Source organism: Pseudomonas sp. E102, assembly GCF_052660185.1.
This window is the reverse complement of sequence record NZ_CP084025.1, coordinates 4,808,899-4,823,512: the sequence shown is the minus strand read 5'-3', so window position 1 is coordinate 4,823,512 and position 14,614 is coordinate 4,808,899. Positions and strand designations below refer to the sequence as shown.

7 protein-coding genes, 2 tRNA genes and 4 rRNA genes are annotated in these 14,614 nt (G+C 55.3%); 8 read left to right on the top strand and 5 right to left on the bottom strand.

The genetic code is table 11. The features are described from left to right. Positions 1–77: 77 nt before the first annotated feature. From DOCECA_RS21725 to DOCECA_RS21705, 5 genes are all read right to left on the bottom strand, one after another. Positions 78–1,571 (bottom strand): acetyl-CoA hydrolase/transferase family protein, encoded by a 1,494-nt coding sequence (locus DOCECA_RS21725; RefSeq protein ID WP_445571062.1) that lies wholly within the window; start codon positions 1,569–1,571, stop codon positions 78–80. A gap of 196 nt (positions 1,572–1,767) precedes the next feature. Then, on the bottom strand, positions 1,768–3,204 hold the full coding sequence (locus DOCECA_RS21720) for an NAD(P)(+) transhydrogenase (Re/Si-specific) subunit beta (RefSeq protein WP_434561362.1): 1,437 nt from the start codon (positions 3,202–3,204) through the stop codon (positions 1,768–1,770). Further along, on the bottom strand, positions 3,204–3,527 hold the full coding sequence (locus tag DOCECA_RS21715) for an NAD(P) transhydrogenase subunit alpha (protein ID WP_003187010.1): 324 nt from the start codon (positions 3,525–3,527) through the stop codon (positions 3,204–3,206). The genes DOCECA_RS21720 and DOCECA_RS21715 overlap by 1 nt, the downstream gene beginning before the upstream one ends. A 15-nt stretch (positions 3,528–3,542) precedes the next feature. After that, the gene (locus DOCECA_RS21710; protein WP_445571061.1) at positions 3,543–4,664 is read right to left on the bottom strand and encodes a Re/Si-specific NAD(P)(+) transhydrogenase subunit alpha; all 1,122 of its coding nucleotides are present in this window, start codon (positions 4,662–4,664) and stop codon (positions 3,543–3,545) included. Between the two features lie 435 nt (positions 4,665–5,099). Then, the gene (locus tag DOCECA_RS21705) at positions 5,100–5,996 is read right to left on the bottom strand and encodes a LysR family transcriptional regulator (RefSeq protein WP_420765931.1); all 897 of its coding nucleotides are present in this window, start codon (positions 5,994–5,996) and stop codon (positions 5,100–5,102) included. 155 nt (positions 5,997–6,151) lie between these two features. On the opposite strand from DOCECA_RS21705, the gene DOCECA_RS21700 reads away from it, so the two are divergent. The 8 genes from DOCECA_RS21700 to rrf (DOCECA_RS21665) all read left to right on the top strand — a co-directional run bounded on the left by DOCECA_RS21700 (position 6,152) and on the right by rrf (DOCECA_RS21665) (position 14,602). Next, on the top strand, positions 6,152–7,333 hold the full coding sequence (locus DOCECA_RS21700; protein WP_039593369.1) for an acyl-CoA dehydrogenase: 1,182 nt from the start codon (positions 6,152–6,154) through the stop codon (positions 7,331–7,333). Positions 7,334–7,346: 13 nt separating this feature from the next. Beyond that, positions 7,347–8,567, top strand: a complete 1,221-nt coding sequence (locus tag DOCECA_RS21695; RefSeq protein WP_420765930.1) for a CaiB/BaiF CoA transferase family protein — start codon at positions 7,347–7,349, stop codon at positions 8,565–8,567. A 615-nt stretch (positions 8,568–9,182) separates the two neighbouring features. Next, positions 9,183–10,721, top strand: a 16S ribosomal RNA gene (locus tag DOCECA_RS21690). Positions 10,722–10,786: 65 nt separating this feature from the next. Next, positions 10,787–10,863, top strand: a tRNA-Ile gene (locus tag DOCECA_RS21685). A 27-nt stretch (positions 10,864–10,890) separates the two neighbouring features. After that, positions 10,891–10,966, top strand: a tRNA-Ala gene (locus DOCECA_RS21680). A 250-nt stretch (positions 10,967–11,216) separates the two neighbouring features. Next, positions 11,217–14,108 (top strand): 23S ribosomal RNA (locus tag DOCECA_RS21675). 155 nt (positions 14,109–14,263) lie between these two features. Continuing rightward, a 5S ribosomal RNA gene (gene rrf / locus DOCECA_RS21670) occupies positions 14,264–14,379 on the top strand. A gap of 107 nt (positions 14,380–14,486) precedes the next feature. Further along, positions 14,487–14,602 (top strand): 5S ribosomal RNA (gene rrf, locus DOCECA_RS21665). The 16S, 23S and 5S rRNA genes sit together here with 2 tRNA genes alongside, the layout of an rRNA operon. Positions 14,603–14,614 lie beyond the last annotated feature (12 nt).

Below are 14,614 nucleotides of genomic sequence, written 5' to 3'. Positions count from 1 at the left end.
GTACAGTTTCTGCAAAGAATCTGCCGAGCCCTTTGGATTTATAAAACTGTTTTAGTCCTAACGGTGATCCAGCTGTATCAAACCGCAAGCATGCGTCCGGTTGCTTCCAGGTTCATGTGCCAGCTGAGTACGTCCCGCAAAATATGCGGCGTATGTCCGCCCACGGCGCTTGCCGCCTGGAAGTACTCGTTCAATGCCTGGCGATAGGATGGATGCACGCAGTTTTCGATGATCGCCCGCGCCCGTTCGCGTGGCGCCAAGCCCCGCAAGTCAGCCAGTCCAATCTCGGTCACCAGGATGTCGACATCATGCTCGGTATGGTCCACATGGCTGACCATCGGAACGACGCTGGAAATGGCGCCGCCCTTGGCAATGGATTTGGTCACGAAAATAGCCAAGTGTGCGTTCCTGGCAAAATCCCCCGAACCCCCGATGCCATTCATCATTCGCGTGCCGCATACGTGAGTCGAGTTGACGTTGCCATACAGGTCGAATTCCAGCGCCGTGTTGATGCCGATGATGCCCAGGCGTCGCACTACCTCCGGATGGTTGGAGATCTCCTGTGGGCGCAGCACCAGTTTGTCCTTGTATTTCGCCAGATTCCCAAAGACATCCGTGTTGCGCCGAGCGGACAACGTAATGGAGCTGCCAGAGGCGAAACTCAGCTTGCCGGCGTCGATGAGGTCGAATGTGGAGTCCTGCAATACCTCGGAATACATGGTCAGTTCTTCAAACGGAGAGTCGATCAATCCGCACATCACTGCGTTGGCAATGCTGCCGATGCCGGCCTGCAGAGGGCCAAGCTTGTTGGTCATGCGCCCGGTCGCGACTTCTTGCTTGAAAAAGCTGATCAGATGGTCGGCGATGGCCTGGGTGTCGTCGTCCGGCGGCAAGACCGTCGAAGGGGAATCTGATTGTTGGGAGATGACAATGGCGGCGATTTTGTCCGGTGGGATCGGGATGGCGGTGCTGCCGATACGGTCGTCAACCTTCACCAGGGGGATCGGCAGGCGAGTTGGACGATAGCTGGGGATGTAAATGTCGTGCAGGCCTTCCAAATCTGGATTATGGGCCAGGTTGATCTCCACGATCACTTGCTTGGCGAAGATTGCAAAGCTGGCGGAGTTACCTACCGACGTGGTCGGCACGATATGACCTTGCTCGGTGATCGCCACCGCTTCGATCACGGCAATATCTGGCAACGTGAGCTGGGCGTTACGCATCTGTTCGACGGTTTCCGAAAGATGCTGGTCGATGAACATCACCTCGCCTGCGTTGATGGCCTTGCGTAGGGTGCTGTCCACCTGGAAGGGCATGCGTCGTGCCAGTACGCCAGCTTCGGTGAGCTGCTTATCCAGATCGTTGCCCAGGCTTGCTCCGGTCATCAGGCTGATTTTCAACGGCGTGACCTTGGCGCGTTCGGCCAGTGCGTGCGGCACGGCCTTCGCTTCTCCGGCGCGGGTAAAGCCGCTCATGCCGACGGTCATTCCGTCTTCAACGAGCAAAGCTGCCTCGGCAGCGCTCATCACTTTATTCAACAACGAAGGCAGGCGGATGCGATCACGGTACATGAATGGTTTCTCGGGCTGGAAGCTGGATGCGCAGTCTAGAGAATTCGCGCCGAGCCCGACCCGCTACAAAAGTCGCATTTGAGGCCTCTATTACGGGCGTTTCAGGCAAAACATCATTACCGGATCGGTAACGCTTTGCCTTGATACAAATCAAAACGCCCCGACAAGTCGGGGCGTTTTGATAAACAGCTGACGCTTATTCCACTGCTTTGACCATGTCTTCGATGACCTTCTTGGCGTCGCCGAACACCATCATGGTCTTGTCGAGATAGAACAGCTCGTTGTCCAGGCCGGCATAACCGCTGGCCATCGAGCGCTTGTTGACGATGATGGTCTTGGCCTTGAACGCTTCGAGAATCGGCATGCCGGCAATCGGCGACTTCGGATCGTTCTTCGCCGCCGGGTTGACCACGTCGTTGGCGCCCAGCACCAACACCACGTCGGCCTGGCCGAACTCGGAGTTGATGTCTTCCATCTCGAATACCTGGTCGTAAGGCACTTCGGCCTCGGCCAGCAGGACGTTCATGTGGCCGGGCATACGACCGGCAACCGGGTGGATTGCGTATTTCACCGTCACGCCGTGGTGGGTCAGCTTCTCGGTCAGTTCTTTCAACGCGTGCTGCGCCCGGGCGACCGCCAAGCCGTAGCCTGGAACGATGATCACCGTATCGGCGTTGGTCAGCAGGAAAGTCGCGTCGTCAGCCGAGCCGGATTTCACTGGGCGGGCTTCTTTGGAGCCTGCCGGGCCAGCAGCATCTGCGGCGTTGCCGAAACCGCCGAGCAGCACGTTGAAGAACGAGCGGTTCATCGCCTTGCACATGATGTACGAGAGGATCGCGCCGCTCGAACCCACCAACGAGCCTGCAATAATCAGCATCGAGTTGTTCAGCGAAAAGCCGATGCCTGCTGCGGCCCAACCGGAATAGCTGTTGAGCATCGAGACCACCACCGGCATGTCCGCACCGCCGATCGGGATGATGATCAGCACGCCCAGGACAAACGCCAGGGCCAGCATCAAGGCGAATGCGCCGAGGTTGCCGGTGAACATGAAAGCCAGGCCCAAGCCCAGTGTGGCGAGGCCCAGGATCAGGTTGAGCTTGTGCTGACCGCCAAACTGCACCGGAGCGCCTTGGAACAGGCGGAACTTGTACTTGCCCGACAGCTTGCCGAAGGCGATCACCGAACCGGAGAACGTGATTGCGCCGATTGCCGCGCCAAGGAACAGCTCCAGACGGTTACCCGCCGGAATCGAATCCCCCAATTGCTTGACGATGCCCAGCGATTGCGGCTCGACGACAGCGGCGATGGCAATGAACACCGCCGCCAGGCCGATCATGCTGTGCATGAACGCCACCAGCTCCGGCATCTTAGTCATCTCGACACGCTTGGCCATGATCGAACCGGCGGTGCCGCCGATCAACAAGCCAACGATGACATAACCAATGCCGGCGGTCGCCAGCTCGGCTCCCAGTTTGTAGATAAGTCCGACGGTAGTAAGCACCGCCAATGCCATGCCGAGCATGCCGAACAGGTTGCCGCGACGGGAGGTGGTAGGGTGCGACAGGCCTTTGAGGGCTTGGATGAAGCAGATGGACGCAATCAGGTAGAGCGTCGTTACCAGGTTCATGCTCATTACTTGGGCGCCTCTTCTTTTACGGCTTTCGGGGCTTTTTTCTTGAACATCTCGAGCATGCGGCGCGTCACCAGGAAGCCACCGAACACGTTCACCGCAGCCAGGGCCACGGCGAGAGTACCCATGGTCTTGCCCAGAGGCGTTACGGTCAGGGCGGCGGCGAGCATCGCGCCGACGATCACGATGGCCGAAATGGCGTTGGTCACCGCCATCAGCGGCGTATGCAGCGCAGGCGTTACGTTCCAGACCACGTGGTAACCGACATAAATGGCCAGCACAAAGATGATCAGGTTGTAGATACCGGGGGAGATAAGCTCTTCCATTGTCTGAATCCCTGCTTAGGCGTTTTTGCGGATGACTTGGCCGTCGCGGCACATCAGGCACGCTGCGACGATGTCGTCTTCCAGGTTCACGTCGAACTGGCCTTCCTTGGTGAAGACCAGCTTCAGGAAGTCCAGCAGGTTACGGGCGTACAGCGCCGAGGCATCGGCCGCGACTTCGCCAGCCAGGTTGGTCGGGCCGACGATGGTGACGCCGTTCTCGACAACCACCTGGTCGGCCACGGTCAGCGGGCAATTGCCGCCCTGGGCTGCCGCGAGGTCGATGACCACCGAGCCGGGTTTCATTTGCGCGACGGTTTCGGCGCTTAGCAGCGTCGGTGCCTTGCGGCCCGGAATCAGTGCCGTGGTAATGACAATGTCAGCTTGTTTGGCGCGCTCGTGCACAGCCTGGGCCTGACGCTGCATCCAGCTGGCAGGCATGGGCCGGGCGTAACCTCCAACGCCGACGGCGCATTCACGCTCTTCGTCGGTTTCGTAAGGCACGTCGACGAACTTGGCGCCGAGGGATTCGATTTGTTCCTTTACCGCGGGCCGCACATCCGAAGCCTCGATCACAGCACCCAGGCGCTTGGCCGTGGCAATTGCCTGTAGCCCCGCCACACCGGCGCCAAGGATCAATACTCGCGCCGCTTTCACGGTGCCCGCCGCTGTCATCAGCATCGGCATGAAGCGTGGATAATGATGGGCGGCCAGCAGCACGGCCTTATACCCGGCAATGTTCGCTTGAGACGACAACACATCCAGGCTTTGGGCCCGGGACGTGCGTGGGGCGGCCTCAAGGGCGAATGCGGTAATGCCGCGCTCGGCCAGCTTGGTAATGGTCTCGTTATTGAACGGATTGAGCATGCCCACCAGAACGCTGCCGCTCTTGATCAGCACCAGTTCGCTATCGCTGGGGGCGACCACCTTGAGGATCAGTTCGGCCCCGAACGCATCGCTGGCGCTGCCAATAGTTGCGCCCGCCGCTTCGTAAGCACTGTCGACCACGCTGGCCTTGATACCGGCGCCGCTTTGAACAGTAACCTTATGGCCTTGGCCGATGAGCTTCTTGATGGTTTCCGGGGTAGCAGCAACCCGTGTTTCACCCGTTTGGGTTTCGAGGGGAACACCAATGTGCACGTCAAATCTCCTGCGTGATCTTATTGAGTAAACCCAGGCACTTCGGATGGTGCGGCTGGGGCGGCCGATCAGCACGACCTCGCCTCTTCAGGCGGGGCGCGGCATTTTGCAGGCGAAAATTCTGCCCTTCAAGGGATTATGACGTGTGACGAAAAATTAACTACAAGTCACCCTGTGACCAAGTGTCGCAACCATCAGGTTCAATTGCCCGTGAAGCCTTGTTCTTAAAGGGATAGCCGGAGAATCGTCTTACTTTTTACATTGCCAAGGTGAATACGTAGGCATGCGTTGGAAATGTGGCTCAAAGCCACGTATTTAGCCGGTTGTGGAACGATTGTACTTCGTCCATAACAGTTTGGTTTTATGCGACATAAACTTATATCTGTAGCGATCCTAATAAACTGACTACGTAGTCAAGATCGCAATTTTGCATTGCTATTCAAGGAGATAGCCCTTGGCTTGGTTTACCAGCCAGTCGCGAAACGCCTGAAGCGAAGCAGATTTCACCTTTCGCTCGGGAATCATCAGGTAATACGCCTTGATGCTCGACAATGCATTGCGATTGGCGATTACCAAACGACCCTCCGCCAGTTCGCGCTGGATCAGAAAAGGCGGGATCAACGCGATTCCCATGTCATGCATGGCTGCTTGGGCCAACATCGAGAATAGTTCATAACGCGGGCCTGTCAGGTCCCGCGCAATGTTCAGCTCCTGCGAGCTGAACCATTGGCGCCATGCATAGGGGCGGGTGGTCTGCTGAAGCAGTGGCAATTGAGCAATAGCCTCCGGTGTCAGCGCCTTTCGGTTTCCCAGTAATGCCGGGCTGCATACCGGCATCGGGTTTTCGCCCATCAACTTGTGGGATTCGGTACCGGACCAATCGGCATCGCCGAAATAGATGGCGGCATCAAAATCGGTGTCGGCAAAGAGGAAAGGGCGTGTTCGGTTGGTCAGGTTGACCGTAACTTCGGGGTGCTGCTTTTGAAAATCCTTCAGCCGTGGCAACAACCATTGCGTACCGAATGTTGGCACTACCGCCAGCTCGATGACGTTCGCGCCGGTATGGCCCATGACTGACAGAGTGTCACGCTCGACCGCGTCCAGCTGCATGGCAATTCGACGACTGTAGGAAAGCCCTGCTTCGGTCAGCTTTACGCCGCGCCTTGAACGTCGAAAGAGTTCCACGCTCAGAAACTCTTCCAGGCTGGCAACCTGTCGGCATATCGCGCCCTGTGTGAGCGAAAGCTCTTGCGCGGCCTTGGTAAAGCTTTCATGGCGGGCCGCGGCCTCGAAGCTGACCAGGGCGGCGGTGCTGGGAATCTTGCGGCGCATGTACGGAGACCTCACTCGTGAAGGGCGTAAACGGCCTTTTCGCCTTTTACGGAGTGAGAAATTAGCACAACAACATGCGGAATCCTCGTTTGCTCTCGTAGGAAACCGCGCCTAGGATCAATCCACAAATTTTCATCTCATTGGCGAGGTTTCTCATGGCCGGTAAAGCGAGCTTCAACTGGATCGACCCACTGTTGTTGGATCAGCAGCTCACAGAAGAAGAGCGAATGATTCGTGACACCGCCGAACAATTTGCCCAGCAGAAGCTCGCGCCTCGAGTGCTGGAAGCGTTCCGTCATGAAAAGACCGACCCGGCGATTTTTCGTGAAATGGGCGAAGTGGGCCTGCTGGGGGCGACCATTCCCGAGCAATACGGTGGCAGCGGATTGAACTATGTCAGCTATGGCCTTATTGCCAGGGAAGTGGAGCGCGTCGATTCCGGCTACCGCTCGATGATGAGCGTGCAATCCTCGCTGGTCATGGTGCCCATCAATGAATTCGGGACCGAGGCGCAAAAACAGAAATATTTACCGAAGCTGGCTTCGGGCGAATGGATCGGCTGTTTCGGCCTGACTGAGCCAAACCACGGTTCCGACCCGGGCGCGATGATTACTCGCGCGCGGAAAGTGGAAGGCGGCTACAGCTTGACGGGTAGCAAGATGTGGATCACCAACAGCCCGATCGCTGACGTGTTTGTCGTCTGGGGCAAAGACGACGCTGGCGATATCCGCGGCTTCGTCCTGGAAAAAGGCTGGAAAGGCCTGAGTGCGCCGGCTATTCACGGCAAGGTCGGGCTGCGCGCGTCGATTACTGGCGAAATCGTCATGGACAATGTATTCGTTCCGGAGGAGAACATCTTTCCAGACGTCCGAGGCCTGAAGGGGCCGTTTACTTGCCTGAACTCGGCACGCTATGGCATCTCGTGGGGGGCGTTGGGGGCCGCTGAGTTTTGCTGGCACACCGCCCGCCAGTACACGCTTGATCGGCAACAGTTCGGACGCCCGTTGGCGGCAAATCAGTTGATCCAGAAGAAGCTGGCCGACATGCAGACGGAAATCACCCTCGCGCTGCAAGGCTGCTTGCGTTTGGGGCGCATGAAAGACGAGGGCTCGGCTGCGGTGGAGATTACCTCGATCATGAAGCGTAATTCTTGCGGTAAATCTCTGGATATCGCGCGCATGGCCCGTGACATGTTGGGCGGCAACGGTATATCCGACGAATTCGGCATTGCTCGTCACCTAGTGAACCTGGAAGTGGTGAATACCTACGAAGGCACCCATGATGTCCATGCGCTGATCCTGGGGCGCGCGCAAACCGGTATTCAGGCGTTCTATTAATAGGAGACCGGCGATGGGCGCGCTTTCGCATCTGAGGGTATTGGATTTATCAAGGGTCCTGGCCGGGCCTTGGGCTGGGCAGATCCTGGCGGACCTGGGCGCGGATGTCATCAAGGTCGAGCGCCCTGGCAATGGTGATGATACGCGTGCGTGGGGCCCGCCCTTCCTTAAGGACGCTTACGGCGAGAACACGACCGAGGCGGCTTATTACCTAGCGGCCAATCGCAACAAGCAATCGGTCACGATCGATTTTACTCGCCCCGAGGGCCAGAAGCTGATCCGGGAGCTAGCGGCGAAGTCCGACATTCTGATCGAAAACTTCAAGGTGGGTGGACTCGCTGCCTATGGCCTGGATTACGACTCGATAAAGGCTATCAATCCGCAGTTGATCTATTGTTCGATCACCGGTTTTGGCCAGACGGGGCCATATGCCAAGCGCGCCGGGTATGACTTCATGATCCAAGGGCTGGGAGGCTTGATGAGCCTTACCGGTCGACCGGAAGGGGAAGAGGGAGCTGGGCCGGTGAAAGTCGGTGTTGCATTGACGGATATTCTGACCGGCTTGTATTCGACCGCTGCCATCCTGGCGGCGTTGGCTCATCGCGACCATGCCGGAGGTGGGCAGCATATCGATATGGCTTTGCTGGATGTTCAGGTGGCATGCCTGGCCAACCAGGCAATGAATTACCTGACCACAGGCAGTGCGCCGAAGCGGTTGGGAAATGCGCATCCCAATATCGTGCCTTACCAGGATTTTCCCACAGCTGATGGTGACTTCATCCTTACGGTGGGTAACGACGGTCAATTTCGAAAATTCGCCGAGGTCGCCGGCCAACCGCAGTGGGCCGATGATCCCCGGTTCGCGACGAACAAGATGCGAGTGGCGAACCGGGCGGCACTGATCCCGTTGATTCGCCAGGCGACGGTATTCAAGACGACTTCCGAGTGGGTGGTTCAGTTGGAGCAAGCCGGAGTGCCGTGTGGCCCTATCAACGATTTGGCCCAGGTGTTTGCCGATCCTCAGGTGCAGGCTCGCGGGTTGGCGATCGAGTTGCCCCACCTGTTGGCCGGTACGGTGCCGCAAGTAGCCAGTCCTATTCGCTTGTCCGATACGCCGATTGAATATAGAAACGCGCCTCCCTTATTAGGCGAACATACGATGGAGGTGTTGCAGCGGGTACTGGGGCTGGATACTGCAGCGATAGCGACCTTGCGGGACTCCGGCGTCCTGTAGCCTCCCTTCAATATAGAAGGGCGCTTGCGGTCATTTGGGTATCTGATTGATAGAAAACAAAATAAAGGGTTGACGGCAAATTCTGGATGTCTATAATTCGCCCCACTTCCGGCGCAGTCGAAACGGAAAACTCCTTGAGTTTCAACGAGTTAACCAAGTTTCGGTAAGTGCTTTGCTTCAGTTCATCGAAGCGCGGAAGGAGTGGGTAGGCCGGTTTGTTGGGTGCTATCGACGGTTCGATCCTCTCGGTCGAAAGCGGTAAAAAAGAGGTGTTGACAGCAGCGAGTAACGCTGTAGAATTCGCCTCCCGCTAACGAGAGATCGAAAGCGCAAGTGGTTGAAGTTGTTAAGGATTTCCAAGCGAAACTTTGAAAACTTCTTAAAATAACCGCTTGACAGATACACGGGGCGCTGTAGAATGCGCGCCTCGGTTGAGACGAAAGGCTCAACCCACCGCTCTTTAACAACTGAATCAAGCAATTCGTGTGGGTGCTTGTGGAGTCAGACTGCTAGTCAACAGATTATCAGCATCACAAGTTACTCCGCGAGAAATCAAAGATGTAACCAACGATTGCTGAGCCAAGTTTAGGGTTTTCTCAAAACCCAAAGATGTTTGAACTGAAGAGTTTGATCATGGCTCAGATTGAACGCTGGCGGCAGGCCTAACACATGCAAGTCGAGCGGCAGCACGGGTACTTGTACCTGGTGGCGAGCGGCGGACGGGTGAGTAATGCCTAGGAATCTGCCTGGTAGTGGGGGATAACGCTCGGAAACGGACGCTAATACCGCATACGTCCTACGGGAGAAAGCAGGGGACCTTCGGGCCTTGCGCTATCAGATGAGCCTAGGTCGGATTAGCTAGTTGGTGAGGTAATGGCTCACCAAGGCGACGATCCGTAACTGGTCTGAGAGGATGATCAGTCACACTGGAACTGAGACACGGTCCAGACTCCTACGGGAGGCAGCAGTGGGGAATATTGGACAATGGGCGAAAGCCTGATCCAGCCATGCCGCGTGTGTGAAGAAGGTCTTCGGATTGTAAAGCACTTTAAGTTGGGAGGAAGGGCATTAACCTAATACGTTAGTGTTTTGACGTTACCGACAGAATAAGCACCGGCTAACTCTGTGCCAGCAGCCGCGGTAATACAGAGGGTGCAAGCGTTAATCGGAATTACTGGGCGTAAAGCGCGCGTAGGTGGTTCGTTAAGTTGGATGTGAAATCCCCGGGCTCAACCTGGGAACTGCATTCAAAACTGTCGAGCTAGAGTATGGTAGAGGGTGGTGGAATTTCCTGTGTAGCGGTGAAATGCGTAGATATAGGAAGGAACACCAGTGGCGAAGGCGACCACCTGGACTGATACTGACACTGAGGTGCGAAAGCGTGGGGAGCAAACAGGATTAGATACCCTGGTAGTCCACGCCGTAAACGATGTCAACTAGCCGTTGGGAGCCTTGAGCTCTTAGTGGCGCAGCTAACGCATTAAGTTGACCGCCTGGGGAGTACGGCCGCAAGGTTAAAACTCAAATGAATTGACGGGGGCCCGCACAAGCGGTGGAGCATGTGGTTTAATTCGAAGCAACGCGAAGAACCTTACCAGGCCTTGACATCCAATGAACTTTCCAGAGATGGATTGGTGCCTTCGGGAGCATTGAGACAGGTGCTGCATGGCTGTCGTCAGCTCGTGTCGTGAGATGTTGGGTTAAGTCCCGTAACGAGCGCAACCCTTGTCCTTAGTTACCAGCACGTTATGGTGGGCACTCTAAGGAGACTGCCGGTGACAAACCGGAGGAAGGTGGGGATGACGTCAAGTCATCATGGCCCTTACGGCCTGGGCTACACACGTGCTACAATGGTCGGTACAGAGGGTTGCCAAGCCGCGAGGTGGAGCTAATCCCACAAAACCGATCGTAGTCCGGATCGCAGTCTGCAACTCGACTGCGTGAAGTCGGAATCGCTAGTAATCGCGAATCAGAATGTCGCGGTGAATACGTTCCCGGGCCTTGTACACACCGCCCGTCACACCATGGGAGTGGGTTGCACCAGAAGTAGCTAGTCTAACCTTCGGGAGGACGGTTACCACGGTGTGATTCATGACTGGGGTGAAGTCGTAACAAGGTAGCCGTAGGGGAACCTGCGGCTGGATCACCTCCTTAATCGACGACAGCAGCGGCTCCATGAGCTCCCACACGAATTGCTTGATTCATTGAAGAAGACGATTGGGTCTGTAGCTCAGTTGGTTAGAGCGCACCCCTGATAAGGGTGAGGTCGGCAGTTCGAATCTGCCCAGACCCACCAATTTCATGGTGTACCCTGTAGCGATACGGGGCCATAGCTCAGCTGGGAGAGCGCCTGCCTTGCACGCAGGAGGTCAGCGGTTCGATCCCGCTTGGCTCCACCATTACAGATTGGTTCCAACGTTTAAAGCTTAGAAATGAGCATTCCATCCGCGGGATGATGAATGTTGATTTCTAGTCTTTTGATTAGATCGTTCTTTAAAAATTTGGGTATGTGATAGAAAGATAGACTGAACGTTACTTTCACTGGTAACGGATCAGGCTAAGGTAAAATTTGTGAGTGGCTCTTAGAGCCAGATCGAATTTTCGGCGAATGTCGTCTTCACAGTATAACCAGATTGCTTGGGGTTATATGGTCAAGTGAAGAAGCGCATACGGTGGATGCCTTGGCAGTCAGAGGCGATGAAAGACGTGGTAGCCTGCGAAAAGCTTCGGGGAGTCGGCAAACAGACTGTGATCCGGAGATGTCTGAATGGGGGAACCCAGCCATCATAAGATGGTTATCTTGTACTGAATACATAGGTGCAAGAGGCGAACCAGGGGAACTGAAACATCTAAGTACCCTGAGGAAAAGAAATCAACCGAGATTCCCTTAGTAGTGGCGAGCGAACGGGGACTAGCCCTTAAGCTTCTTTGATTTTAGCGGAACGCTCTGGAAAGTGCGGCCATAGTGGGTGATAGCCCTGTACGCGAAAGGATCTTAGAAGTGAAATCGAGTAGGACGGAGCACGAGAAACTTTGTCTGAATATGGGGGGACCATCCTCCAAGGCTAAATACTACTGACTGACCGATAGTGAACTAGTACCGTGAGGGAAAGGCGAAAAGAACCCCGGAGAGGGGAGTGAAATAGATCCTGAAACCGTATGCGTACAAGCAGTGGGAGCCCACTTTGTTGGGTGACTGCGTACCTTTTGTATAATGGGTCAGCGACTTATTTTCAGTGGCGAGCTTAACCGAATAGGGGAGGCGTAGCGAAAGCGAGTCTTAATAGGGCGTCTAGTCGCTGGGAATAGACCCGAAACCGGGCGATCTATCCATGGGCAGGTTGAAGGTTAGGTAACACTGACTGGAGGACCGAACCGACTACCGTTGAAAAGTTAGCGGATGACCTGTGGATCGGAGTGAAAGGCTAATCAAGCTCGGAGATAGCTGGTTCTCCTCGAAAGCTATTTAGGTAGCGCCTCATGTATCACTGTAGGGGGTAGAGCACTGTTTCGGCTAGGGGGTCATCCCGACTTACCAAACCGATGCAAACTCCGAATACCTACAAGTGCCGAGCATGGGAGACACACGGCGGGTGCTAACGTCCGTCGTGAAAAGGGAAACAACCCAGACCGTCAGCTAAGGTCCCAAAGTTATGGTTAAGTGGGAAACGATGTGGGAAGGCTTAGACAGCTAGGAGGTTGGCTTAGAAGCAGCCACCCTTTAAAGAAAGCGTAATAGCTCACTAGTCGAGTCGGCCTGCGCGGAAGATGTAACGGGGCTCAAACCATACACCGAAGCTACGGGTATCACGTAAGTGATGCGGTAGAGGAGCGTTCTGTAAGCCTGTGAAGGTGAGTTGAGAAGCTTGCTGGAGGTATCAGAAGTGCGAATGCTGACATGAGTAACGACAATGGGTGTGAAAAACACCCACGCCGAAAGACCAAGGTTTCCTGCGCAACGTTAATCGACGCAGGGTTAGTCGGTCCCTAAGGCGAGGCTGAAAAGCGTAGTCGATGGAAAACAGGTTAATATTCCTGTACTTCTGGTTATTGCGATGGAGGGACGGAGAAGGCTAGGCCAGCTTGGCGTTGGTTGTCCAAGTTTAAGGTGGTAGGCTGAGATCTTAGGTAAATCCGGGATCTCAAGGCCGAGAGCTGATGACGAGTTGCCCTTTGGGTGACGAAGTGGTTGATGCCATGCTTCCAAGAAAAGCTTCTAAGCTTCAGGTAACCAGGAACCGTACCCCAAACCGACACAGGTGGTTGGGTAGAGAATACCAAGGCGCTTGAGAGAACTCGGGTGAAGGAACTAGGCAAAATGGCACCGTAACTTCGGGAGAAGGTGCGCCGGTGAGGGTGAAGCACTTGCTGCGTAAGCCCACGCCGGTCGAAGATACCAGGCCGCTGCGACTGTTTATTAAAAACACAGCACTCTGCAAACACGAAAGTGGACGTATAGGGTGTGACGCCTGCCCGGTGCCGGAAGGTTAATTGATGGGGTTAGCTAACGCGAAGCTCTTGATCGAAGCCCCGGTAAACGGCGGCCGTAACTATAACGGTCCTAAGGTAGCGAAATTCCTTGTCGGGTAAGTTCCGACCTGCACGAATGGCGTAACGATGGCGGCGCTGTCTCCACCCGAGACTCAGTGAAATTGAAATCGCTGTGAAGATGCAGTGTATCCGCGGCTAGACGGAAAGACCCCGTGAACCTTTACTATAGCTTTGCACTGGACTTTGAATTTGCTTGTGTAGGATAGGTGGGAGGCTTTGAAGCGTGGACGCCAGTCTGCGTGGAGCCATCCTTGAAATACCACCCTGGCAACTTTGAGGTTCTAACTCAGGTCCGTTATCCGGATCGAGGACAGTGTATGGTGGGTAGTTTGACTGGGGCGGTCTCCTCCTAAAGAGTAACGGAGGAGTACGAAGGTGCGCTCAGACCGGTCGGAAATCGGTCGTAGAGTATAAAGGCAAAAGCGCGCTTGACTGCGAGACAGACACGTCGAGCAGGTACGAAAGTAGGTCTTAGTGATCCGGTGGTTCTGTATGGAAGGGCCATCGCTCAACGGATAAAAGGTACTCCGGGGATAACAGGCTGATACCGCCCAAGAGTTCATATCGACGGCGGTGTTTGGCACCTCGATGTCGGCTCATCACATCCTGGGGCTGAAGCCGGTCCCAAGGGTATGGCTGTTCGCCATTTAAAGTGGTACGCGAGCTGGGTTTAGAACGTCGTGAGACAGTTCGGTCCCTATCTGCCGTGGACGTTTGAGATTTGAGAGGGGCTGCTCCTAGTACGAGAGGACCGGAGTGGACGAACCTCTGGTGTTCCGGTTGTCACGCCAGTGGCATTGCCGGGTAGCTATGTTCGGAAAAGATAACCGCTGAAAGCATCTAAGCGGGAAACTTGCCTCAAGATGAGATCTCACTGGAGCCTTGAGCTCCCTGAAGGGCCGTCGAAGACTACGACGTTGATAGGCAGGGTGTGTAAGCGCTGTGAGGCGTTGAGCTAACCTGTACTAATTGCCCGTGAGGCTTGACCATATAACACCCAAGCAATTTGTAGACTCGAAAGAGGCCAGATTGCGGTGTTGTGAAGACGAAACGAACCGAAAGTTCGAGATACTCACAAAGCAACACGCTATCACATACCCATTCGCTGGAACGTGACCGCAAGGCACGCGCTGGCTACCGAATTTCTTGACGACCATAGAGCATTGGAACCACCTGATCCCATCCCGAACTCAGCAGTGAAACGATGCATCGCCGATGGTAGTGTGGGGTTTCCCCATGTGAGAGTAGGTCATCGTCAAGATTAAATTCCGAAACCCCTATCTGCTGATGCAGGTAGGGGTTTTGTTTTAGTAGAAGTCTTCGATTTTAACCGACACGTTGTTCCTGAACGGGTTGGTCACAGAATTTCTTGACGACCATAGAGCATTGGAACCACCTGATCCCATCCCGAACTCAGCAGTGAAACGATGCATCGCCGATGGTAGTGTGGGGTTTCCCCATGTGAGAGTAGGTCATCGTCAAGATTGAATTCCCAA

Bases quoted from the DNA above. Each gene is read 5' to 3' on its own strand.
- DOCECA_RS21725 (WP_445571062.1), bottom strand. From the start codon at position 1,571: ATGTACCGTGATCGCATCCGCCTGCCTTCGTTGTTGAATAAAGTGATG.
- DOCECA_RS21720 (WP_434561362.1), bottom strand. From the start codon at position 3,204: ATGAGCATGAACCTGGTAACGACGCTCTACCTGATTGCGTCCATCTGC.
- DOCECA_RS21715 (WP_003187010.1), bottom strand. From the start codon at position 3,527: ATGGAAGAGCTTATCTCCCCCGGTATCTACAACCTGATCATCTTTGTG.
- DOCECA_RS21705 (WP_420765931.1), bottom strand. From the start codon at position 5,996: ATGCGCCGCAAGATTCCCAGCACCGCCGCCCTGGTCAGCTTCGAGGCC.
- DOCECA_RS21700 (WP_039593369.1), top strand. From the start codon at position 6,152: ATGGCCGGTAAAGCGAGCTTCAACTGGATCGACCCACTGTTGTTGGAT.
- DOCECA_RS21695 (WP_420765930.1), top strand. From the start codon at position 7,347: ATGGGCGCGCTTTCGCATCTGAGGGTATTGGATTTATCAAGGGTCCTG.